Genomic DNA, 22,009 nt, shown 5'->3' with positions numbered 1-22,009 from the left:
TCGGTCAACCGCGCAGGGACGCGACGCGGAATTGGGTCTTACCTCGCCGATCAAGCATTGATACTGTGAGGCTATGAACATCGATCCTCGCATCGCCCTGAGCGCACTCACCAACGCTCTGGAGGAGCACCTCTCCGCCGCTGTGAACCGCCGCGGCGAGAACGATCCCGCGGTGGAGACCGCCTTCTACGGTGTGGCTGATGCCTTTGAAGCCTACGAGGACGCGCTGTTCGCAGCCACCGGCGAGGTCACGCCGCTGGATCTCTATGATGAGGAGGCCGACGACGTCGACGATGTGCTCGACGACGACGAGGACCTCGACGACGAGCTCGAAGACGACTGAGCCGCGGCAGACCCCGCGCGCCCGCCGGATGAGGTCCGCGCAGGTGCATTAGGCTTCACCCGTGCAGTGGATAGAAGCCATCATCCTTGGTCTGGTCCAGGGTCTGACCGAGTTCCTCCCCATCTCCAGCTCAGCGCACCTGCGCATCGTCGGAGAGTTCCTCCCCGGAGCTGCAGATCCCGGATCGGCGTTCACCGCGATCAGCCAATTGGGGACCGAAGCTGCCGTGGTGGTCTACTTCTGGAGGGACATCCTGCGGATCCTGCGGGCCTGGTTCGCCGCCGTGGCCGGACGTCTTCCGCACAGCGATCCCGATGCCCGGATGGGCTGGATGATCATCGTGGGCACAATCCCGATCGTGGTGCTGGGCCTGCTGCTGGAGGACTACATCGACACTGTCTTCCGCACACTCTGGCTGACTGCCACCATGCTGGTGGTCTTCGGGTTCCTGCTGGCAGTGGCCGACCACTACGGCAAGCAGCGCAAACCCCTGGAGGAGCTCAGCGTGCGCGACGGCATCCTCTTCGGTCTCGCCCAGTCGCTGGCCCTGATCCCCGGCGTCTCGCGCTCCGGCGGCACCATCACTGCCGGTCTGCTGATGGGTTACACCCGCGAAGCCGCGGCCCGCTACTCCTTCCTGCTGGCGATTCCTGCGGTCTTCGGCTCCGGGTTCTACAAACTCATCGGCTCCTTCGACGAGCCGCAGGGACCCTACACCTTCGCCCAGACCATGCTGGCCACCGGCGTAGGCTTCGTGGTGGCCTACGTGATCATCGGCTGGTTCCTCAAATACGTCTCCACCCACTCCTACACACTGTTCGTGAACTACCGGATCATCCTGGGACTGTTCGTCTACATCTGCCTGGGCTTCGGAATTATCAACGCCTGAGGCGAGTTGTCTCCCCGGCGGACTCGCCCCCTGTGAGAGGATCAACTGTGTGAAATCGTGGAGCGCCCCCCAAGTGCCCAGCCTGCCCCGGCTCGCCGAAAGCCTCGAGCTTTTCGACACTCCGCACTCCACCACGCTGCCGACCCACTCCCGCCAGGGGGCAGCCTCCCTCTATGTCTGCGGGATCACTCCCTATGACGCCACCCACCTGGGGCATGCCAACACCTATGTGCAGTTCGATCTGCTGGTGCGCTACTGGCTGGCCTGCGGAGTGCAGGTCAACTATGTGCAGAACGTCACCGATATCGACGACCCGCTGTTGGAGCGTGCCGAGGCCACCGGCGCAGACTGGCGTGAACTGGCCGAGGAGCAGACCGAACTGTTCCGTCAGGATATGGCTGCGCTCTCGGTGATCCCGCCGAACTCCTACCTGGGGGCCGTGGAGATGATTCCGGCGATCGTTGAGGACGTGGAGCGCCTGGCCGAGCTCGGGATCGCCTACCGGGTCCCGGCCGAGGACGCCGACGGCGATGACTACTACTTCGACATCGCAGAAGCGGAGAGCCGCACTGACTGGAGGCTCGGCAGCGTGGGCGGCTATGACCGTCCCACCATGGATTCGCTCTTCGGCGAGCGCGGGGGAGACCCGCAGCGGCCCGGCAAGCGCGACCGTCTGGATCCGCTGCTGTGGCGAGCGCGGCGGGAGGGTGAGCCCGAATGGGACGGAGGCGCCCTGGGCCGCGGCCGGCCCGGCTGGCACATTGAATGCTCGGTGATCGCGCGCCGACATCTGCCGGCACCCTTCACCGTGCAGGGTGGCGGCAGCGATCTGCGCTTCCCGCACCATGAGTTCTCGGCAGCCCACGCCACAGCCGCTGACGGCGTCGCGCTGGCTGAGCGCTATATGCACACCGGCATGGTGGGGCTCGACGGCGAGAAGATGTCCAAGTCCAAAGGCAACCTGGTGCTGGTCTCCCAGCTTCGGGCTCGCGGCGAGGACCCGCAGGCTGTGCGCACCCTGCTGCTGAGCCACCACTGGCGCACCGACTGGAGCTACACCGACGCCGATCTGGCTCTGGCCTCAGGGCGCCTCCAGCGCTGGAAGCAGGCCCTGCAGCGTGCCCCGGAGCAGAACCCGGGCGAATCTGCCGAGGAGCCTGACGAGCTGCAGTACGCACTGATGTCGATTCTGGCTCTGGACCTCAACGCTCCGGCGGCCCTGGACCAGCTGGACATGTGGGCCGAAGGTCATCTGGCAGCTCAGACCAGCCGGGCGCGGGTGCGCGACGTGGTTCTGGCGCTGCTGGGCATCGACCTGGCCGACGGGAGTCCTTCCAGCACTGACTAGGAGGAGTCTGCTAGCTCTGGAGCAACTTCGACGAATCAACCGTGCCCAGAGCCAGTGAGTACTCCGGAGGCAGGAGCTCCCGGCGCACGACCGCTGACACATAGACGGAGTCGTCGAGCTGGGAGATGCAGCCTGCGAACGGTGAGTTCTCGTCCAGCCACCAGCAGGGGCGGGGGCGCGAGTCGATCTCGATGGCGCCGGGGGTCAAGATATCCGTGGCAGCGCGTGGTTCAGCCGCAGGACGCCTCGAATTACGCGCGACATTCCTGACGTGGTCCCCCAGCATCGCTGCCGCGCCGCTGCCATCTGATGTCGATTCGAGCCAGTGGGTGTGCACAGCGCTCCACAGCAGAGGCGACTCGTTGAGGCGCAGCCACTCATGCAGCCACCCGGTCTTACCCGCCGGTTCATGAGGCTCGGAGGCCACCTCGACCTCGGTGCAGAAGAGCTTCACAGTCATTCCCATAACACTGTCCGACCGGACACTGGAGCTGACCTCGAAGTAGCTGCTCAAATGCCACCCCGGGAGGTCCTCGAGCCAATACACAGGGCAAGGCATCTGCTCCAGCAGCGCCCGGGCCTCCTGACGCGGATCGGGGACCGTGAGCGACGGATTCATGCCGATCAGCTCTCCGGGGGTTTGCGCCGCCGCAGGTAGCGTTCGAACTCCTCGGCGATCGCCTCGCCGGAAGCCTCGGGCAGGTTCGTGGTGTCCGTGGCCTCCTCCAGACGCTTGACGTACTCGCCGATCTCCGAGTCCTCTTCGGCGAGCTCATCGACGCCGCGTTCCCAGGCCGCGGCATCCTCCGCGATCTCCTCGGTCTGCTGGGCCTCCAGGGTAAGGCCCAGCAGCTCCTCCAGCTTGCGCATCAGCGCCAGCTGCGCCTTCGGCGAGGGCGCCTGCCCCACATAGTGCGGCACCGCAGCCCACAGGGAAATTGCAGGAATGCCGGCCTGATGCGCGGTATGGGCCATCACCCCCACAATCCCCACCGGACCCTCGTAGGTGGGCTCGTCAATATCCAGCAGCTCACGCAGCTGCTCGTCCTCACTGGAGTAGGAGGCAGGAATCGGCCGGGTATGCGGCACATCAGCCAGCAGCGCCCCCAGCAGGACTACCGCGTCCACCGCATACTCCGCCGCCTTTGTCAGCAGATCAGCGGTGTAGGCCTGCCACCGGAAGCTGGGCTCGACGCCGTGGACGAACAGCACGTCGAAGGCCCCGGAGGCGGGGCTGGCGCGCAGGATCGTGGTGGAGGGCCAGATGATCTCCCGGTGCCCGGCGGTTCGGACCACCTTGGGACGGGAGAACTGGAAGTCGTAGTACTCCTCATCGGTCAGCTTCTCCACCAGCTCGGCATCCAGCGCCTGCGCCACACTGCGCACTGCGGCTGAGGCGGCGCCGCCGGCGTCGTTCCAGCCCTCAAAGGCCAGCACCATGACAGTGGGCCGATCGCTGCCGGCTCCCGCCTCGGACGCCAGCCGCTGCAGGTGAGCGGCCAGCAGATCCGCCCTGTCGATGCTCTCCGCGGGGGCGTCCGGATCCTCAGATGCGGGCTGCTGATTCGGGTCGGTCACGTTTCTCACACTAGCCCCAGAGCCGATGCATCGGAAGCGTACGATGGTGGGCATGTCAGATTTGCAGGCCGTCTTCTGGGATATGGACGGCACCCTGGTGGACACCGAGCCCTACTGGATCGCCTCCGAGCACGATCTTGTCGCCGCCCACGGCGGCACATGGAGCGACGAGCAGGCCCACCTGCTGGTCGGCCAGGCTCTGGAGTACTCCGCGGCGGTGCTGCAGCGGGCCGGGGTCACCATGGGCACCACAGAGATCATCGATCACCTCACCGCCGACGTTGCTGCCAGATGCGCCGAGCAGATCCCATGGCGGCCCGGCGCCCGGCAGCTGCTGGAGGACCTTCACCAGGCCGATGTGCGTTGCGCCCTGGTGACCATGAGTTACAAGCCGCTGGCCGAGGCGATCGTCGCAGCCCTGCCGGAGGGCCGCCTCGAATTCATCGTCTCCGGAGACATGGTCACCGCCGGCAAGCCCGACCCTGAGGCCTACCACCTGGCATTCGACACGATGGCCTCCGACCACCAGCAGCGCACAGGAGAGCCGCTGCGCCGCGCTCAGTGCATCGCCATCGAGGACTCGGTCCCCGGCACCGCCGCGGCAGCCGCCTCCGGGATGGTCACCCTTGCCGTGCCGCACTACTCCCAGCTGCCTGAGACCGGGAAATGGCACCTGCTGGAGACGCTGGAGGGCGTCACCTCCGAGGACCTCGCCGAACTGCTGCACCGGCCTGTTCCTGCCGCCGACACTGCAGCGGTCGGCGCATGACCGGCAGCCCGGGGCGCCCCGTGGGCGCACATATGCGCACCGGTCCGCTGCAGCCTGGACAGCGTGTGCAGCTGACCGACTACAAGGGCCGGAAGTCCACCATCACCCTGGCCGCCGGCGGGGAATGGCACACCCACCAAGGGGTGCTGCGCCACGACTCCATCATCGGACGCACCGAAGGGATCGTGGTGGCCAACGACGCCGGCTACGAGTACCAGGTGCTGCGGCCGCTGCTGAACGACTATGTGCTCTCCATGCCGCGCGGGGCCACTGTGGTCTACCCGAAGGACTCGGCCCAGATTGTGCAGGTGGCCGACGTCTTTCCCGGCGCCCACGTGGTGGAGGCTGGGGTCGGATCCGGGGCCCTGTCCATCTCCCTGCTGCGCGCCGTAGGCGATGCTGGAACCCTGCACTCCTACGAGCTGCGTGAGGAGTTCGCCCGCATCGCCCGCGGAAATGTGGAGGGATTCTTCGGCGAGCCCCATCCGGGCTGGGAGATCCACCTCGGAGACGCCGCCCAGAAGCCCCTGGAAGTGGAGGCTCCGGGCAGCGTGGACCGAGTGGTGCTGGACATGCTGGCCCCCTGGGACTGCCTGGAGATGGTGCGCACCATCCTGGCGCCCGGGGGAGTGTGGGTCAGCTACGTGGCCACCGTCACCCAGCTGTCCCGCCTGGCGGAGGCACTGCGCGCCAGCGGGGGCTTCACCGAGCCGGAGGCCCACGAGACCATGCTGCGCACCTGGCATCTGGACGGCTTGGCGGTGCGGCCCGATCACCGGATGGTGGCCCACACCGGATTCCTGCTCTCCGCCCGGCGCTTGGCCGGCGACCAGCGGCCCCTGCAGCTGAAGAAGCGCGAGAAGGTCTCCGAACCCTCTGCAGAGGACACTGCCGCCTGGTCCGGCACCGCATGGCAGGGTGAGGCCGAGGATCCCCCATGGGATGAAGCAAGCCTCAAGGCTCGGGTGGTATCGAAGAAGAAGGCCCGCAAAGCCGCGGGCCATGCGGAGAAGATCGCCGAGGCGGCCAAGGAGGTGCCAGAATGAGTGAGCAGACAGACCAGCTCACCGACCAGCTGGAGACCAAACTGGAGCGGGCACACCGGCAGATCGACAACCTGCGCCAGCGAGCCCGCGACTTAGAGACCCAGCTGCAGACCGCCGGACGCAATAATGAGCGGATGCAGGGTCTGCTGAAGGCCACCCGCGGGCAGATCGAGCAGCTGAAGGAGGCCCTGGAGGCCGACGGACAGCCGCCGTTCACCTACGCGACCGTGCTGGCCTACCGGCCCGGGAGGCCCCGCACCGAAGGCAGGGAGATCGAGGCCGCCACCCAGCCCGGATGCGATGTGCTGCACTCCGGCCGCAAAATGCGGGTCGCCGTCTCCCCGCTGCTCAAGCCCGAGGAGCTCACCGCCGGAAGCGAAGTGCTGCTCAATGAGAACTACACCATCGTCGCCGTGGCCGCGCCGGAGGGCACCGGGGAGATCGCGCGGGTCAAGGAGATCCTGGACGACCAGCGGCTGGTGATCATCGCCCGCGGCGAGGAGGAGCGCGTGGTGCGCCTGGCACCGTCAGCGCTAGCCCCCCTGGACGGCCAGGACAAGCAGCCGGGAGTGCGCATCGGCGATGCCGTGGTGGTGGACCTGCGCACCGGAACCGCGACCGAAGTGGTGCCGCTGTCCGAGGTCGAGGACGTGGTGCTGGAAGAGACCCCGGATGTCACCTACAGCGACATCGGCGGGCTGGCTGAGCAGATCGAACAGATCCGCGACGCCGTCGAACTGCCCTTCCTGCACGCGGGACTCTACCGGGAGCACGGTCTTCAGGCGCCCAAGGGCATCCTGCTCTACGGCCCCCCCGGATGCGGCAAGACAATGATCGCCAAAGCAGTGGCCAACTCGCTGGCCGGTCAAGTGCTGGCCCGCGACGGCGGCTCCTCGCTGGAAAGCATGCGCCGGGCCAGCTTCCTGAACATCAAAGGCCCGGAGCTGCTGAACAAATACGTCGGGGAGACGGAGCGGCATATCCGGGTGATCTTCTCCCGCGCCCGCGAACGCGCCTCGGAAGGCCGGCCCGTGGTGGTGTTCTTCGACGAGATGGAGGCCCTGTTCCGCACCCGCGGCACCGGTGTGTCCTCCGATGTGGAGACCACCATCGTCCCGCAGCTGCTGGCCGAGATCGACGGGGTGGAATCACTGGACAACGTGATCGTCATCGGAGCCTCCAACCGTGAGGATATGATCGACCCGGCCATTCTGCGCCCGGGCCGGCTGGACGTGAAGATCCGGGTGCAGCGGCCTTCGGCCCAGGGCGCCCGGGAGATCCTGCGCATCCACCTGGGCGGCAGACTGCCGCTGCGCAGCAGCCTGGTGGAGGACCACGGCGGATACGATGCGGCCCGCGATGCGCTGATCGACACCGTGGTCGCCCAGCTCTACCCGGACCAGGCCGGCTTCATGTCCGGAGCGGTGCTGAGCAATATTGTGGACCGTGCCAAGAAGGCAGCCATCAAGGAGTTCCTGGCCAGCGGAGAGGACCCCAGCGCCAAGGGCCTGACCACCGGTCATCTGGAGGAGGCGGTCGTCGCAGAGATGGCTGAGCAGCGGGCAATGGCGGCAGGACTCGGGCTGCAATGAGCGTGCGTCGGATCATCGGCATGGAGACCGAATACGGGATCCACGCCCCCGCCAACCCGCGCGCCAGCCACGTGGCGCTGTCCATCGAGCTGGTCAACGCCTACGCGGCCCACGTCACGGAGAACGGGGGAGCGGTGGCCGGCACCGAATGGGACTACCAGTCCGAATCCCCGCTGGTGGACGCCCGCGGCTGGGTGCTGCCCCGCTCGGCCGCCCACCCCAGTCAGCTCACCGACTCCGCCGAAGCGCTCAGCTACGCCGCCGAGCAGGAAGGCGGCTCCGGGGCGGTGCGCGACGCCCTGGGCAATATCTCCGGCGGGGACCCCAGTCCTGCCGACACCGCCGAGCGTGCAGAGTTCCACGCGCCCGGTTCAGCACACTGGCGCGGCGACTTCTTCCAACTCCAGCAGGACCAGCCGCAGCTGCTGATGAACCTGGTGCTGGGCAACGGGGCACGCTTCTACGTGGACCACGCCCACCCTGAGTACTCCGCCCCGGAGACCGTCGGAGCCAAAAGAGCGGTGCTCTACGACGTCGCCGGCGACGTCGTCGCCCGTGCCGCGGCCCGCCGGCTGGCCAGCGAACCCGGATCCCCCGAGGTGCTGCTGTACAAGAACAACACCGACAACAAGTCGGTCTCCTACGGCGCGCATGAGAACTACCTGGTTCCGCGCAGCGTGAGCTTCGACGACCTGGTGGCCGGACTGCTGCCGTTCTTCACCACCCGGCAGATCATCTGCGGCGCCGGCCGGCTGGGCATCGGCCAGCGCGCCCAGACCCCCGGGTACCAGATCTCCCAGCGCGCCGACTTCTTCGAAGAGGAGGTCGGCTTGGAGACAACGGTGCGCCGGCCCATCATCAACACCCGCGACGAGCCCCACGCCCACTACGACACCTGGCGGCGGCTGCACGTGATCATAGGCGACGCCAATATGAGCGAATACTCCGCCTGGCTGCGGGTGGGCACCACCGCCCTGGTGCTGGACCTCATCGAAGCCGGGCGGGTCCCGCAGCTGCGGCTGACCGACCCGGTGCAGGCGTTGAAGGACATCTCCCACGACCCGACACTGACCACCACAGTGGGAACCGACCGCGGCCCGATGACCGCCCTGGAGATCCAGCGCCTCTACCTGCGGGCCGCAGTCTCCCACGCCGCAGAGGTCTCCACCCCCGGGCTCCCGCACGCCGTGCCGGACACTGAGACCGCCGAAGTGCTGGAGGCCTGGGAAGAGGTGCTGTCCGATCTGACCGAGGACCCCGCCCGGGCTGCCGACCGGGTGGACTGGGTGGCCAAGCTTCAGCTGATCGAGTCCTACCGGCGCCGCGACGGGCTGGACTGGGACTCACCGCGCCTGGGACTGCTCGACCTGCAGTACCACGACCTGCGCGAGGAGAAGGGACTCTACTACCGGCTGGCCCGGGCCGGACGGATGCGCCGGCTCTTCACCGACGAGCAGATCACCTGGGCGGCCTCCCACCCGCCGGAGGAGACCCGCGCCTGGCTGCGCGGCCGCCTGGTCACCGAGCACAGCGACGCCGTCGCCGGCGCCTCCTGGGACCAGATTCTGCTGCGCCCCTGTGAGGCCTCCCCGCCGGTGCGGCTGCAGCTGCCCGATCCCCAGGCCGGCACCCGGGTGGAGGTCGAGCACATCCTGACCTCCGCTCCCGACGCTGCCGCCCTGATCCAGCAGCTGCGCCAGCTGCTCGGAGACCGGGAATAACCCGGCAGAGCAATGCCCTACTATGACTAGATCCAACCGGTGAGGAGAGGACCATGGCAGCGCAGCCGCAGAAGCAGCCGCACCGTCCCGGCGGGGAGGAGCAGGACGCCGCCGCCGAGGCCGGCCAGACGCAGGCGAACCCGCAGTCCCAGCAGCGCGCAGAGGAGCTGGACAGCCTGCTGGGTGAGATCGACACCGTGCTGGAGGCCAATGCGGAGGAATTCGTCAAGGGCTTCGTCCAGAAGGGCGGCCAGTAAGGCGTGGACCGTCGCGTCTACGGTGTTGAGACGGAGTTCGGCATCACTCACCGGCCCACCTCGGGGCGCGGGCTTCCGCCGGACGAACTGGCCCGCTACCTGTTCCGCCCGGTGGTGGAGTTCGGCCGAAGCTCCAATATCTTCATCCCCAACGGGTCCCGGCTCTACCTGGACGTCGGCTCCCACCCGGAATACGCCACGGCCGAATGCGACCAGCTGACCGACCTGATCGCCAGCGACCGTGCCGGAGAACGCATCATGCACGACCTGGCGGTCTGGACCGAGCAGCGTCTGCATGAGGACGGATTCACCGGCCAGGTCTATGTGCTGAAGAACAACGTGGACTCCGCCGGCAACTCCTACGGCAGCCACGAGAACTACCTGATCCCGCGCACCACCCATTTCCGCAGACTCTCCGGGATTCTGCTGCCCTTCCTGGTGACCCGCCAGATCATCGCCGGGGCCGGCCGGGTGGTGTCCGCCGATGAGCAGCGACCGGCCCACTTCGCCTTCTCCCAGCGGGCCGACCACATGTGGGAAGGGATCTCCAGCGCCACCACCCGGTCCCGGCCGATCATCAATACCCGCGACGAGCCGCACGCCGACGCGGCCGCGCACCGCAGACTGCACGTGATCGTGGGGGACTCCAATATGTCCACCACCACCTCGCTGCTGCGATACGGGGCCACTGATCTGGTGCTGCGCATGATCGAGGCCGGCGTTCCGATCGGCGACTATGAGCTGGCCAATCCCATCGCCGCCATCCGCGCGGTCAGTCACGACCTCACCGGTGCTGCGCCGCTTCGGCTGCGCAGCGGGGAGGAGACCACAGCAGTGGAGATCCAGCGCGGCCTGCTGCGCCGGGCGCAGCGGTTCGTCGGCGAGCACGGGTCTCATCACGAGCAGGTCCCAGCCATCCTGGAGCTCTGGGAACGCGCGGTGGAAGCGGTGGCCACCGGCGAGCACCACCTGATTGAGAAGGACATCGACTGGGCGATCAAGAAGAAGCTGCTCGACGACGTCGCCGCCTCCCGCGGCCTGGACTGGGACCACCCCCGCCTGGAGCAGATCGACTACGCCTACCACGACGTCCACCCCCAGCGCGGACTCTTCCACCTGCTGGTCCGGCGGGGAATGGCCAGCGAGCTGATCAGCGAGGAGCAGATCCAGCAGGCCATGGTCACCCCGCCGCCGACCCGTGCTGCAGTGCGCGGAAAGTTCCTCTCCACCGCGCGGGCCTACGGTGCTGAGGTGACCGTGGACTGGGTCCACCACAAGCTCACCGACCGTCCCCTGGAAGCTGTCATGGTCAAGGACCCCTTCGCCGCCGCCGACCAGCGGGTCGATGATCTGCTGGCCAAACTCGCCCAGCCGGGCACCCAGCTGCAGGAACGCAGCCGGGCCGAACGCTGCGGCCGGGCCGTCTCCCTGGCGCTGACAGACCGGTACCGGCTCACCGGCCCGGCACAGCCTCCGGAACCTCCGCTGATCTGAAAATCTGTCCGCAACCTAGTACAGTTCACCTGATGCGCACTACAAGACTCGCCGCCCCCGCCGCCGCCCTGCTGCTGCTCACCGCCTGCGGCGGCACTGATGAAGGAAACCTCGGAGACTCCGAAGCCCTCGACGACGTCGAGCTGCATATCCGCGACGACGGCGAACCGGAGGTGATCCTGCACTCTCCGGTGGATGCTCAGGAGGGATCCTCCCGCCTGCTGAGCGGCGGCGACGGCGAGGAGATCAGCCAGGACAGCATCCTGGAGTTCCGCATGGCCATGGCCGACCCTGAGGACGGCACCGTGCTGCAGCAGAACTTCACCGAAACGCTGCCCGCCATGGTGTGGATGCCCACGTTCCAACAGACCGGCCAGCCGCTCGACGAGTTCTACTATGAGGTGCTCACCGCAGAGGGAGTCACCATCGGATCCGAGCTGGCGGTCTACTACCCAGCTGCCGAGGACGGCACCCACGAGGCGCAGCTGACTGTGATGGAGCTGACCGACCAGTATCCGGCATACGCCGATGGGGAGACCCAGGAGCAGTCCGGTGAGCTGCCCCAGGTGGAGAATGAGGTCGGCCAGGAGCCGCAGCTGGTGGACCACGACGGCGAGGCCGAGCCCCCCAGCGAGGTCAGCACCGAGGTGCTCGTAGAGGGATCGGGCGAGGAGATCGCCGATGACGATTACCTCTTTGTTCAGTACAGCGGCTGGCGCTGGGAAGACGGTGAGGAGTTCGACAGCTCCTGGGACGAAGAGGGTGAGCCCGGTGAGCCGCTGAGCTTTTCCCTGGACGGCGGCGTGATCGAGGGCTGGACCGAAGGGATCGCAGGCCATCACGTGGGCGACCGTCTGCTGCTGGTGCTTCCCGAGGACTCCGCCTACGGTCCGGCTGAGGAGGACGGTATGACCGCCGAGGGCCGCCCCGGCGGTGCGCTGATCTTCGTGGTCGACATTGTCAAGGCCATCAGCGCCGAGGACCTGCCCGAACCCGAGCCTGCCCAGCAGCCGATGCCCGAGGACATCTCCGAAGAGGAGCTCGAAGAGCTCATGGAGCAGATGGAGCAGCAGGGCGGCGAGAACCAGGGCGCAGACAGCGGCGAGACCGAGGACGAGTCGCCGGCCGACGAGGCCGAGGAGGCCGAGGAGACTGACCAGTGAGCTTCGGACAGCGCAGCTATGACCGCACCCGCCCAGAGGTCGACTTCCCCGGGGAGACCCCGCCGGAGGAGCTGGTGATCGAGGAGCTGATCCCAGGATCGGGCCCGGAGGTGGCCCCCGGTGACCAGATCGCCTGCCACTACGTGGGCGTCTCATGGTCCACCGGAGAGGAGTTCGACGCCTCCTGGAGCCGCGGCAAGCCGCTGGAGTTCACCGCCGGCATCGGACAGGTCATCCAAGGCTGGGACCAGGGGCTGATCGGCATGAAGGAGGGCGCCCGCCGCCGTCTGGAGATCCCGCCCCACCTCGCCTACGGCGAATCCGGGGCTGGCGGCGCCATCGGCCCGAACGAGACGCTGATCTTCGTGGTGGACCTGATGAAGGTGCAGAAGGTGGGCTGAATGGCCGGCAGCGCGCAGGCCAGTGTCCAGGCCGATCCCATGCTGGTCAGGTGCCTGACTCTGCACCAGACTGTGCTGGACCACAGCCCCGCCGGCTTGACCAAAGAAGAGATCTACACGCGGGTGGACGGCTACGCCGGGCGGTTCCGCGAAGCGCAGTTCCTCGACGAGGAGCAGCGCGAGCGTGAGCTGGCCGCCCTCGAACGGCGCTTCAGCGATGACAAGCAGTACCTGCGCGCAGCCGGAATCCCGCTGCTGGAGTCGGAGGACGTCACCGGCGAGCACCGCTACCGGATCCCGGCCGATGAGTACGGGCTGCCGGATCTGCAGCTCACCGACCAGGAGCGGCTGGCCCTGGACGCGGCACAGCTGCAGTTCGCATCCGACAGCATCCGAGGCCTGCAGCATGCCCTGTGGGCGCTGGCCCCGCAGGGAGCCGAGCCTGGCGAGGGACCGGCCCGCAGCACCGCCCACGCCTCGCTGGGAACCGAGGCCGAACTGGACCACCTGCTGGAGATCGGCATGCTGGGAATGGGCGCGCCGGTGTCTTTCAGCTACACCGCCCGCGGCCGGTTCCAGCCGGAGAAGCGTCGTGTGGTGCCGCTGGCCCTCGGCGCCCGCGGCCACTGGTACCTGATCGCCGAAGACCTGGACCGCAAGGCGCAGCGGATCTTCCGGCTCGACCGCATGCACGGTCCCATCCAACCGCTGGGCCGGTCCGCGCTGAGTGCCGAGGAGGCCCGGCGCGCAGCGGCCTGCCAGCCGGACCAGGTGGACGCGGAGACGATTCTCAACGGCCTCACTCCCGGCCAGCAGCGGCGGGACGCGCTGGCCTCAGTGGTGGAGGTCCACAGCCGCCCGGCGCCGGATCCTGGCCGGCTGAGGCCGGTGACAGCCGAGACCCGGCGGGACACCATCGCGCTGAAGACCGACCGGGTGATCAATATGGCCGCCTACCTGCTGGCCACCGGCGGCGCGAGGCCCAGCGAGCTGCTGAACCGGTACGGGATCACCGCTGAGCAGCTCCAACGTGACCTGCTCAGCCTCGAGCAGTCCGGCCCCAATGTGGGGATGAGCCGCTACGTCACAGTGGACCCTGAGGTTCCCCTGGACCGGAAGAGCTTCGTCGAGGAGTACCTGGGGGCCGATGACCCAGTCACGCTCAGCATCCCCGGAGGCGCCTCGGCCGAGGCGCTGCACCGACCAGTCTCGCTGACCAAGCCCGGGGCGCTGAGCCTGCTGATCGCCCTGAGCCTGATGATCGCAGAGGCGGACCAGCAGGATCCCCTGGCCCAGGCGGCCCGCAGCCTGAAGGCCAAAGTGCTCAGTATTGTGCCCGAATCCATCGCCTCAGCCGCGGAATCGCTGAGCCTGCAGCCGCCTGCCGGCCCTGACCACGCGGCACAGGCGCGGCGAGCCGTCAAAGACGGCTGCGCGGTGCAGCTGGACTACACCGACGCCGACGGCACCTCCAGCCGGCGCACCGTAGAGCCGGTGCAGCTGCTCTACGACGGCCCCTACACCTACCTGCGCGCCTGGTGCCGCAAGGCCGCCGGCGAACGGCTCTTCCGGATGGACCGGATCAGCTCACTGCACCCGCAGCCCGAGGACCCGCGAAGCGATGAGGCGCGGGCGCTGCTGGACCAGCAGCCCGCCCTGCCGCAGGTGGACCGCTCCCCGGACTCGCTCTCCGGGGTGGTGCTGCGCTTCGCGCCCTTCGCCGCCGCCGAGGCCGAACGCTACGCGCCCGAGGCGCAGCGCCGTGAGAAGGCCGACGGATCGGTGTTCATCCGCACCCACTTCCGCTCGGCAGAGGCAGCAGTGCGCACCTGCCTGGAGACAGGCGGAGATATCGAACTGATCCGGCCCGAGGAGCTGCGGCAGAAGGTCCGGCGCCGGGCCGAGCAGGAGCTGTCCGGCGACTGAGCCGGCCGCCGTGCACGGACGAACACGCTCCAGACGCGGAGCGTCCAGGCTCGTCCACTAGACTGACCCGGAGAGGAAAGGACAACCGGTATGGGACTTCAAGGTTGGCAGTGGCTGATCATCCTGGCCATCATTCTGCTGCTCTTCGGTGCGCCGAAGCTGCCCAAGCTCGCCAAATCCATGGGCGAGTCCATGCGCATCTTTAAGTCTGAGGTGAAGACGATGCGCGAGGACGAGCCTGAGGACGGCGAGGCCACGCAGCGCCGGGCCGTAGAGGGCCGGGTCGTGGACCCCGCCGCCGAGACCGATAAGGCGCGCGAGCACAAAGACCGCTTCTAGGCCCGATGACCCTGGCCGAACGCGACCAGCCCGCATCCCACAGCGGCAGGAAGAAGCGCCGCCGGCGACACCGCGATCCCGAGGGACGCATGAGCCTGCGGGAGCACCTGCGCGAACTGCGCCGCCGGCTGATCATCGCAGCCCTGGGCGTGGCCGCCGGAGCGGTAGCCGGCTTCTTCCTCTACGACTGGATGTTCGCCCTGCTGGCGGACCCGGTCCACGCCTACGGGGAGGGTGAGGACGCACGGCTGACTCAGATCGCGTTCAACGCCGTCGGCCAGCCGCTGGACCTGCTGATCCGCATCTCCCTGTTCGCGGGACTGGTCATCTCCTCACCGGTGTGGCTCTACCAGCTGTGGGCGTTCATCATGCCGGGGCTGAAGAAGACGGAGAAGCGCTATGCAGCGGCGTTCATCGCTGCCTCAGTGCCGCTGTTCGTCGCTGGAATTCTGCTGGCCTACTGGATTCTGCCGCAAGCCATCCAGTTCTTCTTCGGCCTGAACCCGGAGGGCACCTCCAACATCATCGCCCCAGACATCTACTTCACCTTCGTGCTCCACCTCTTCCTGGCCTGCGGGATCGCGATGATCCTGCCGGTGGTACTGGTCGGGATCAATATGCTCGGACTGGTCTCCGGGCGAGACATCCTCTCCGCGTGGAGGGTGGTGGTGCTGGTCATCGCCATCATCTCCGCCATGGCTGCCCCCGGCGGTGAAGCGATCACTATGTTCTTCATCATGGCCCCTCTGACGCTGCTGTTCGCCCTGGCAGTGGGCCTGTGCCTGCTCAACGACAAGCGCCGGGAGAGGCGACTGGCAGAAGACCTCTCCGCAGGCGCCTGAGCAGACTCACCGCCGGGGCACGGCCCAGGCCCAGCTCACCCGTGGCGAGTGATGGAGACCTCAACCTCCAGCGCGGAGTCAGCACCGCCGCCGGAGAGAATGCCCTTGAACGGAGTCACATCCGCATAGTCCCGGCCGCGACCGATGAGAATGTGGTGATCACCCGCCGGTGTGTGATTGGTCGGATCCCAGCTGTGCCAGCGTCCGTCCCACCACTCCAGCCAGGCGTGGGACTGGCCGGCCACCGGCTGGCCCACCGGCGCCTCCGGATCGGGATGGATATAGCCGGACACATACCTGGCCGGCACACCCAGGCTGCGCAGCGCCCCGATGGCCACATGCGAGAGGTCCTGGCACACCCCCTTGCGCGCAGCGAAGGACGCCTCCGCGCTGGAGTGCACCCCCGTAGTCCCCGGCTGGTACTCCATCTGCCCGCGAAGCCAGGCGAAAAGCTCTCCAGCCGCCTCATGGGGCCGCCGGCCGGATGCAAGCCGCTGCGCGGCGTCCCGCAGCTCCTCGCCAGGCTCAGTGAGACCGGACTGGGGGAGATAGTCGCTGAACTCCTCGAAGAGCTCGGCCGAGCTCAGCTCCTCCCAGTCCAGCAGCTCCTCAGGCGGATGCTGCTTCTCGCTGCGGTGAACCTCCACCAGAGCTGAGGCGCGGACCGTCAGCTGGTCATGGCTGGTGTGCAGGTCGAAGGTCTGCACCTTCGTGCCCCAGTAGTCCCGGTAGGTGCTCAGCGTGGCCGGGGCCGGCGAGATGTCCAACTCCGTCTCCAGCACCACCTGCTGGGCATCGGTCTGCGGGGTCATGCGCGCCTCGTTGTAGGAGACAGCCACCGGGCTGCTGTAGCGGTAGCGAGTGATGTGATCCACGGCCAGTCGGGTCATACCTGCTCTCCGATCCATGCCTGACCGGCCGCATGCGAGAAGTACTTGGCCGTGATGGCATCGGATGCGGCGGCGCAGGCGGCCTGGACCCGCTCCAGATGCTCCTCCAGCTCACCGACCAGGTCATCTGTGTGGTGAAACTCCAAGAAGGTGCGGGCCTGACCGATGATCCGCCGGGACTGGTCCATCGTCCCGCTGCGGGTGTACTCGGGGTCCAAGGCCACCAGAGCGGCCTCGACCTGGCGCAGCGCGGAGACCACCGAGCGCGGGAAGAGCCGGTCAAGCAGCAGGAACTCCATCGCATAGTGGTCCCCGAAGGCCGCGCGCCGGCTGCGCAGAAAGGACTCGTAGGCGCCGGCGCAGCGCAGCAGATTCGCCCAGGAGAGTCGGAACGCCTCCTCATCGCTGGTGGCCAGCATCCGGGCGGTCATATCCGCCTGTTCCAGGTGCCGCCCCAGGGTGAGGAACTGCCACGAGTCGTCACGGCTCATCGTGGAGTCGGCCAAGCCCTGCACCGTTGCGGTGCGCTCCATCACCCAGGTGCAGAACCGGTAGGTGCCCACCACATCCTGACGGTGGGTCGTCACCGAGTTCCACGTGGTGTTCAGCGACTCCCACACCGGGGCCGGGACGGTCTCCCGGGCGCGGCGGGCGTTCTCCCGAGCCGCTGCCAGAGACCCACAGATCGAATTGGGCCGGGCAGGATCGAAGGCCAACCGGCTCAGCAGCTGAGGCAGCCCCGGGCCAGCTGCATCGTCGGATTCCTCCGCCGCACCCATCACCGCCAGCAGGTTGGCCGAGACGGTGCGCTGCTCCTCAGACGGCAGCTGGTTCAGCCGCTCCAGATGCACGTCCAGAATCCGTGCCGTCCCATCGGCGCGCTCTACGTACCGGCCTATCCAGAACAGCGATTCCGCAATCCGACTCAGCACCGGCGCTCACCTTCTCTCTCCTCCAGTCCGGGGCGGGAGCGCTGGACCGGTGCGGCCTGCTGCTGCTGCTCGTCATGAGCGGCGGCAGCCGGGGGCGCCGCATGCACCGCGCTGGGCCAGACCCGCTGTGCACGCCGACGCCGTCGGGTGCTCCAGGGCACCGCGGCCGAGGCCTGCCGATCGGACCCGCCCGGCTGGTCCACAACCCAAGTGTCCTTGGAGCCGCCGCCCTGGGAGGAGTTGACCACCAAGGAACCTTCCTGCAGCGCCACGCGGGTCAGCCCGCCCGGCAGCACCCAGACCTGCTCGCCGTCGTTGATGGCGAACGGCCGCAGGTCCACGTGCCGGGGAGCGAAGGAGGACTCGGCCAGAGTTGGCACAGTGGACAGCTGCAGCACCGGCTGGGCGATCCAGCCCCGAGGGTCTGCCAGCACCTTCTTCCGCAGTGCACGCAGCTCCTCCCCGGTGGCGGCCGGCCCGATCACCAAGCCCTTGCCTCCGGAGCCGTCAACCGGTTTGAGCACCAGCTCATCCAGCCTGTCCATCACCTCTTCGCGGGCCTCAGGCTCTTGGAGGCGGTAGGTGTCCACATTGGGGATGATGGGATCCTCACCCAAGTAGTAGCGGATGATCTCCGGCACGTAGGTGTAGATCAGCTTGTCATCGGCGACCCCGTTGCCCACGGCATTGGCGATGGTCACCTGTCCGGCCCTGGCGGCATTGACCACCCCGGGCACACCCAGCATGGAGTCGGCCCGGAACTGCAGGGGGTCCAGGAACTCGTCGTCGAGCCGCTTATAGATCACATCCACCCGCTGCTCACCCTCGGTGGTGCGCATATAGACCCGGTCGCCGCGGCAGATCAGGTCACGGCCCTCCACCAGCTCCACGCCCATCATCCCCGCCAGCAGCGTGTGCTCGAAATACGCCGAGTTGTAGACCCCCGGGGTGAGCACCACCACGGTCGGGTCATCGACGCCCTCGGGCGCAGTGCGCCGCAGCGCAGAGAGCAGCCTGCGCGGATACTCCTCCACCGAGCGGATCTGCGAGCCGGTGAACGCCTCAGGCAGACCCTTGGCGATCGCCCGCCGATTCTCCAGCACATAGGACACCCCAGAGGGCACCCGCACATTGTCCTCCAGCACCCGGAATGTGCCGGCGTCGTCGCGGACCAGATCGATTCCGGAGACGTGGATCCGCACCCCGCGGGGCGCCTCGAAGCCGTGAACCTGACGGTGGAAATGCGCACTGGAGGTGATCAGCGACCGCGGCAGCACCCCGTCGCGCACAATCTCCATCCGGCCGTAGACGTCGTGGAGGAAAGCCTCCAGGGCGGCGACCCGCTGCGCGACGCCGGCCGAGATGTGATCCCACTGTGCCCCGGCCAGGATGCGGGGCACAATATCCAGCGGCCAGGCCCGCTCATCACCGGCGAAGTCGAAGGTCACCCCGCGGTCCAAGAAGGTGCGGGCCATCGTCTCAGCCCGGGCCTGCACATCAGTCAGCGACAGAGACTGCAGAACCTGATCGACCTGGGCGTAGTCGGCCCTCAAGGCGCCGTCAGGGGTGAACATCTCGTCATATGCCGACGAGTGCTGCATAGCCTGCGGATACCCGGCGAACAGGTCTGCCATGACCTCAGTATTCCATCTGCTTGAATAGCACCATGCCTGACACTGCCGAACACACTGCTGATCATGCCCCGTTTCCCCGTGCCCATGAGACCAATCTGACCCGCGAGGAAGCCGCAGCGCGGTCCTCGGCCATCTCCGTGACCTCCTATCAGGTGCACGTCGACCTCTCCGGGGCAGCGGCCCAGGGGGCTGAGACCTACCCGGTGAGCACGCAGGTGGAGCTGACCCTCAACGAGGACGACGCCGGGCGGGCCGACGAGGTCGCCTTCCTGGACTACCTGGGAGCCTCTGTGGAGGAGCTGAGCATCAATGGCCAGGCCCGCAGCGTCGAGGAGCACGCCGGAGACGCGCGGATCCGGCTCACCGGACTCACGCCGGGATCCAATGTGGTGCACGTCCGATCCACCTCCCGGTTCAGCCGCTCCGGAGAGGGGCTCCACCGGTTTGTGGACCCCAGCGACGGCCAGGTCTACCTCTACACCCAGTACGAGCCGGCCGACTGCCGCAGGGTCTTCCCGGTGTTCGACCAGCCGGATATGAAGGCCCGCTTCCGCTTCAGCCTCACCGGACCGGAGTCCTGGCAGCTGCGCTCCAACGGCCGGGAGACCGCCCGGGAGGACGTCCCGGGTGAGGCCGCCGGGCTCGACGGCGTCGGACTGGTGAGGGTCACCTTCGCAGAGACCGAGCTGATGAGCTCCTACATCACCGCGCTGCTGGCCGGACCCTACACGGTGGTGGAGGACACCTGGAGCGGCTCAGCCCCGGGCGGGGAGAGCTTCGAGATCGAGCTGGCGGTGCTGTGCCGCGCCTCATTGGCCGAACACCTGGATGCAGGGGAGATTCTGACCATCACCCGCCAGGGACTGGACTTCTTCCACCGGGAATTCGCCTACCCCTACCCTTGGGGGCGCGGACCGGAGGCCGCCGCACCTGGGAAGTACGACCAGGTCTTCGTCCCCGAGTACAACCTCGGCGCCATGGAGAACCCGGGCCTGGTCACCTTCACCGAGAAGTACGTGTTCGACACCGCCGCCACCGAGGCCCAGCACGAGACCCGCGCGAACACCATCCTGCATGAGATGGCCCATATGTGGTTCGGGGACCTGGTCACCATGGGCTGGTGGGACGATCTGTGGCTGAAGGAGTCCTTCGCCGACTATATGGGCGCCTACGCAGTGGATGCGGCCACCGAATTCACCACCGGCTGGATCTCCTTTGCCAATTCGCGCAAGGGCTGGGCATACGTGCAGGACCAGCTGCCCACCACCCATCCGATCGTCGCCGATATCACCGACCTGGAGGCCGCCGACCAGAACTTCGACGGCATCACATACGCCAAGGGGGCCAGCGTGCTGAAGCAGCTGGCAGCCTATGCGGGCCAAGACGCCTTCCGCACTGCCGCCCAGCGCTACTTCGCCCGCCACGCCTTCGGCAACGCGAGCCTGGAGGACTTCCTCACCGTGCTGCAGGAGGTCACCGGCAAAGATATGCACGCCTGGGCCGAAGCCTGGCTGCAGACCTCCGGGATCCCGGTGCTGGCCGCTGAGATCAGCCCCACCGGAGTGGTGAGCATCCGCCAGAGCGGCACCGACCCGGCCACCGGCGCCGAGGTGGCCCGCCCGCATGTGATCCGTGTGGGGCTCTACACCGCCGACGGGACCGGGGTGCTCACCCGCGCCCAGAGTGCGGATGTGGAGCTGGACCCGCAGGCGCCGGATGGACTGACCGAAGTGCCGGGACTGCAGCTGCCGCAGGATGATGTGCCCCGGCTGATCCTGCCCAACGACGACGACCTCACCTACGCCAAGCTCAGCCTGGATCCCGAATCAGTGGCCGCAGCCCTGACCCACCCGGTGGGGGACCCCCTGGCACGCGCCACGGTGTGGGCTGCCCTGTGGTCCATGGTCCGGGACGCTGAGCTGCCCGCAGCCCGCTTCGTGGAGGCCGTGATGCACCTGGGCCTGCAGATCCCGGAAGTCTCGGTGGCCTCCACACTGCTGCGCCAGGCCGACGCCGCGGCCGAAAGGTTCTGCCCCGCCGAGGAGCAGGATGCTCTCACCGCGCGGCTGGCCGCCCGGCTGGCAGAATTCCTCGGAACCGGGCCGGAGCGGTCGGCGCAGACGGGATTCACCGCAGAGGCGCTGACCGATATTCAGCGGGCCGCCGCCCGCACGCTGGCAGCACTCTCGCGCAGGTGCCCGGACCAGCTGGACCTGCTCGCCGGGCTGCTGGACGGCCGTGCCGAGGAGTACGGTATCGAGGGACTGGACGTCGATGAGGAACTTCGCTGGGCATTCATGCAGGCGCTGGCGGCCCACGGCAGGGTGGAGATGGACCAGCTGGATGCAGAACTGGCCTCCCGCACCACTGCCCGCGGCAAGATCGCACACCGGCTGGCCGCCGCGGCGCGCCCTGACCCGGAGGTGAAGCGCCGGGCATTCGAACAGGCGCTCACCGGACGCGATGAGGCCGGCGAGGAGCTCTCAAATGACCACCTCACCGCGACGGTGGACGGCTTCAACGCCGACCCGCAGGGTCTGACCTCCGGATACCTGGAGGACTACTTCGCGGCCCTGACCGGAGTCTGGGAGCAGATGACACAGGGCCAGGCGACACGGGTGGTGCGTGGTCTCTTCCCCGGCGCGCAGCAGCTGGGGAGCGGTCAGAGCCCGGAGGACCACACGGCGGCCCGGGCGGCCGCCCAGTGGCTGCAGGGGCATCAGCAGGCCCCGGCTGCGCTGCGGCGGATTCTGCTGGAGGAGCAGGATCACCTGCTGCGGTCGCTGCACGCCCAGCAGCGCGCCAGCAGCTGAGCCCCCGCTCGACCTCCGCGTTACGTGTCATA

20 protein-coding genes are annotated in these 22,009 nt (G+C 67.8%); 15 read left to right on the top strand and 5 right to left on the bottom strand.

Going from position 1 to position 22,009, the window contains the following annotated elements; genetic code table 11:
- The first annotated feature begins 73 nt into the window (after window positions 1-73).
- The 3 genes from Q1K09_RS03485 to mshC all read left to right on the top strand — a co-directional run bounded on the left by Q1K09_RS03485 (window position 74) and on the right by mshC (window position 2,580).
- Complete coding sequence (locus Q1K09_RS03485; protein WP_300343264.1) at window positions 74-343, top strand: hypothetical protein; 270 nt, start codon at window positions 74-76, stop codon at window positions 341-343.
- Between the two features lie 61 nt (window positions 344-404).
- Complete coding sequence (locus Q1K09_RS03480; protein WP_300343262.1) at window positions 405-1,232, top strand: undecaprenyl-diphosphate phosphatase; 828 nt, start codon at window positions 405-407, stop codon at window positions 1,230-1,232.
- 49 nt (window positions 1,233-1,281) lie between these two features.
- The gene (gene mshC, locus Q1K09_RS03475) at window positions 1,282-2,580 is read left to right on the top strand and encodes a cysteine--1-D-myo-inosityl 2-amino-2-deoxy-alpha-D-glucopyranoside ligase (RefSeq protein ID WP_300343260.1); all 1,299 of its coding nucleotides are present in this window, start codon (window positions 1,282-1,284) and stop codon (window positions 2,578-2,580) included.
- A gap of 10 nt (window positions 2,581-2,590) precedes the next feature.
- Here the strand turns inward: mshC and Q1K09_RS03470 are convergent, their stop codons facing one another.
- Together Q1K09_RS03470 and Q1K09_RS03465 are read right to left on the bottom strand one after the other, a co-directional pair.
- Entirely contained in the window at window positions 2,591-3,040 is a 450-nt protein-coding gene (locus tag Q1K09_RS03470; protein ID WP_300343258.1) for a hypothetical protein, read from the bottom strand.
- 164 nt (window positions 3,041-3,204) lie between these two features.
- Window positions 3,205-4,086, bottom strand: a complete 882-nt coding sequence (locus Q1K09_RS03465) for a PAC2 family protein (protein ID WP_300343321.1) — start codon at window positions 4,084-4,086, stop codon at window positions 3,205-3,207.
- 124 nt (window positions 4,087-4,210) lie between these two features.
- On the opposite strand from Q1K09_RS03465, the gene Q1K09_RS03460 reads away from it, so the two are divergent.
- The 11 genes from Q1K09_RS03460 to tatC all read left to right on the top strand — a co-directional run bounded on the left by Q1K09_RS03460 (window position 4,211) and on the right by tatC (window position 15,708).
- Window positions 4,211-4,927, top strand: a complete 717-nt coding sequence (locus tag Q1K09_RS03460) for an HAD family phosphatase (protein ID WP_300343256.1) — start codon at window positions 4,211-4,213, stop codon at window positions 4,925-4,927.
- A complete protein-coding gene (locus Q1K09_RS03455; RefSeq protein WP_300343254.1) occupies window positions 4,924-5,973 on the top strand; it encodes a tRNA (adenine-N1)-methyltransferase in 1,050 nt (349 codons plus the stop codon). Before Q1K09_RS03460 ends, Q1K09_RS03455 begins: the two co-directional genes overlap by 4 nt.
- Window positions 5,970-7,565 carry a proteasome ATPase gene (gene arc / locus Q1K09_RS03450; RefSeq protein WP_300343252.1) on the top strand — a complete coding sequence of 532 codons (1,596 nt, stop codon included), beginning with the start codon at window positions 5,970-5,972 and terminating at the stop codon, window positions 7,563-7,565. Before Q1K09_RS03455 ends, arc begins: the two co-directional genes overlap by 4 nt.
- On the top strand, window positions 7,562-9,286 hold the full coding sequence (gene dop / locus Q1K09_RS03445) for a depupylase/deamidase Dop (RefSeq protein ID WP_300343250.1): 1,725 nt from the start codon (window positions 7,562-7,564) through the stop codon (window positions 9,284-9,286). The genes arc and dop overlap by 4 nt, the downstream gene beginning before the upstream one ends.
- Window positions 9,287-9,339: 53 nt before the next feature.
- On the top strand, window positions 9,340-9,543 hold the full coding sequence (locus Q1K09_RS03440) for a ubiquitin-like protein Pup (RefSeq protein ID WP_300343248.1): 204 nt from the start codon (window positions 9,340-9,342) through the stop codon (window positions 9,541-9,543).
- A gap of 3 nt (window positions 9,544-9,546) precedes the next feature.
- Complete coding sequence (gene pafA / locus Q1K09_RS03435; RefSeq protein WP_300343246.1) at window positions 9,547-11,037, top strand: Pup--protein ligase; 1,491 nt, start codon at window positions 9,547-9,549, stop codon at window positions 11,035-11,037.
- Window positions 11,038-11,069: 32 nt separating this feature from the next.
- Window positions 11,070-12,200: an FKBP-type peptidyl-prolyl cis-trans isomerase gene (locus tag Q1K09_RS03430; RefSeq protein ID WP_300343244.1), complete on the top strand. Its 1,131-nt coding sequence runs from the start codon at window positions 11,070-11,072 to the stop codon at window positions 12,198-12,200.
- Window positions 12,197-12,601 (top strand): FKBP-type peptidyl-prolyl cis-trans isomerase, encoded by a 405-nt coding sequence (locus Q1K09_RS03425; protein WP_300343242.1) that lies wholly within the window; start codon window positions 12,197-12,199, stop codon window positions 12,599-12,601. The genes Q1K09_RS03430 and Q1K09_RS03425 overlap by 4 nt, the downstream gene beginning before the upstream one ends.
- Window positions 12,602-14,527 carry a YafY family protein gene (locus Q1K09_RS03420; protein ID WP_300343240.1) on the top strand — a complete coding sequence of 642 codons (1,926 nt, stop codon included), beginning with the start codon at window positions 12,602-12,604 and terminating at the stop codon, window positions 14,525-14,527.
- A gap of 90 nt (window positions 14,528-14,617) precedes the next feature.
- A complete protein-coding gene (tatA, locus tag Q1K09_RS03415; protein ID WP_300343238.1) occupies window positions 14,618-14,866 on the top strand; it encodes a Sec-independent protein translocase subunit TatA in 249 nt (82 codons plus the stop codon).
- Between the two features lie 5 nt (window positions 14,867-14,871).
- A complete protein-coding gene (tatC, locus tag Q1K09_RS03410) occupies window positions 14,872-15,708 on the top strand; it encodes a twin-arginine translocase subunit TatC (protein ID WP_300343236.1) in 837 nt (278 codons plus the stop codon).
- A 35-nt stretch (window positions 15,709-15,743) separates the two neighbouring features.
- Here tatC and Q1K09_RS03405 read toward each other — a convergent pair whose 3' ends face one another.
- Genes Q1K09_RS03405 through Q1K09_RS03395 form a run of 3 tightly spaced genes read right to left on the bottom strand, consistent with a single transcriptional unit; the run spans window position 15,744 to window position 19,164 of the window.
- The gene (locus Q1K09_RS03405; protein WP_300343234.1) at window positions 15,744-16,598 is read right to left on the bottom strand and encodes a transglutaminase family protein; all 855 of its coding nucleotides are present in this window, start codon (window positions 16,596-16,598) and stop codon (window positions 15,744-15,746) included.
- The gene (locus tag Q1K09_RS03400) at window positions 16,595-17,530 is read right to left on the bottom strand and encodes an alpha-E domain-containing protein (RefSeq protein ID WP_300343233.1); all 936 of its coding nucleotides are present in this window, start codon (window positions 17,528-17,530) and stop codon (window positions 16,595-16,597) included. The genes Q1K09_RS03405 and Q1K09_RS03400 overlap by 4 nt, the downstream gene beginning before the upstream one ends.
- Window positions 17,524-19,164, bottom strand: coding sequence for a circularly permuted type 2 ATP-grasp protein (locus tag Q1K09_RS03395; RefSeq protein WP_300343231.1), 1,641 nt, complete (start codon window positions 19,162-19,164; stop codon window positions 17,524-17,526). Before Q1K09_RS03395 ends, Q1K09_RS03400 begins: the two co-directional genes overlap by 7 nt.
- A gap of 32 nt (window positions 19,165-19,196) precedes the next feature.
- On the opposite strand from Q1K09_RS03395, the gene pepN reads away from it, so the two are divergent.
- The gene (pepN, locus tag Q1K09_RS03390; protein WP_300343229.1) at window positions 19,197-21,977 is read left to right on the top strand and encodes an aminopeptidase N; all 2,781 of its coding nucleotides are present in this window, start codon (window positions 19,197-19,199) and stop codon (window positions 21,975-21,977) included.
- The last annotated feature ends 32 nt before the right edge of the window (window positions 21,978-22,009 follow it).

The sequence above is a fragment of the Nesterenkonia sp. genome (assembly GCF_029265375.1).
Taxonomy (GTDB): domain Bacteria; phylum Actinomycetota; class Actinomycetes; order Actinomycetales; family Micrococcaceae; genus Nesterenkonia.
The sequence above is the reverse complement of the archived record's forward strand: the minus strand, read 5'-3'. Positions and strand labels throughout refer to the sequence as shown.

What these genes read in the sequence shown, in the direction of transcription:
- Q1K09_RS03485 (WP_300343264.1), top strand. Translation starts at nt 74, where the DNA reads ATGAACATCGATCCTCGCATCGCCCTGAGCGCACTCACCAACGCTCTG.
- Q1K09_RS03470 (WP_300343258.1), bottom strand. Translation starts at nt 3,040, where the DNA reads ATGACTGTGAAGCTCTTCTGCACCGAGGTCGAGGTGGCCTCCGAGCCT.
- Q1K09_RS03460 (WP_300343256.1), top strand. Translation starts at nt 4,211, where the DNA reads ATGTCAGATTTGCAGGCCGTCTTCTGGGATATGGACGGCACCCTGGTG.
- Q1K09_RS03455 (WP_300343254.1), top strand. Translation starts at nt 4,924, where the DNA reads ATGACCGGCAGCCCGGGGCGCCCCGTGGGCGCACATATGCGCACCGGT.
- arc (WP_300343252.1), top strand. Translation starts at nt 5,970, where the DNA reads ATGAGTGAGCAGACAGACCAGCTCACCGACCAGCTGGAGACCAAACTG.
- dop (WP_300343250.1), top strand. Translation starts at nt 7,562, where the DNA reads ATGAGCGTGCGTCGGATCATCGGCATGGAGACCGAATACGGGATCCAC.
- Q1K09_RS03440 (WP_300343248.1), top strand. Translation starts at nt 9,340, where the DNA reads ATGGCAGCGCAGCCGCAGAAGCAGCCGCACCGTCCCGGCGGGGAGGAG.
- Q1K09_RS03430 (WP_300343244.1), top strand. Translation starts at nt 11,070, where the DNA reads ATGCGCACTACAAGACTCGCCGCCCCCGCCGCCGCCCTGCTGCTGCTC.
- Q1K09_RS03420 (WP_300343240.1), top strand. Translation starts at nt 12,602, where the DNA reads ATGGCCGGCAGCGCGCAGGCCAGTGTCCAGGCCGATCCCATGCTGGTC.
- tatA (WP_300343238.1), top strand. Translation starts at nt 14,618, where the DNA reads ATGGGACTTCAAGGTTGGCAGTGGCTGATCATCCTGGCCATCATTCTG.
- tatC (WP_300343236.1), top strand. Translation starts at nt 14,872, where the DNA reads ATGACCCTGGCCGAACGCGACCAGCCCGCATCCCACAGCGGCAGGAAG.
- Q1K09_RS03405 (WP_300343234.1), bottom strand. Translation starts at nt 16,598, where the DNA reads ATGACCCGACTGGCCGTGGATCACATCACTCGCTACCGCTACAGCAGC.
- Q1K09_RS03395 (WP_300343231.1), bottom strand. Translation starts at nt 19,164, where the DNA reads ATGGCAGACCTGTTCGCCGGGTATCCGCAGGCTATGCAGCACTCGTCG.
- pepN (WP_300343229.1), top strand. Translation starts at nt 19,197, where the DNA reads ATGCCTGACACTGCCGAACACACTGCTGATCATGCCCCGTTTCCCCGT.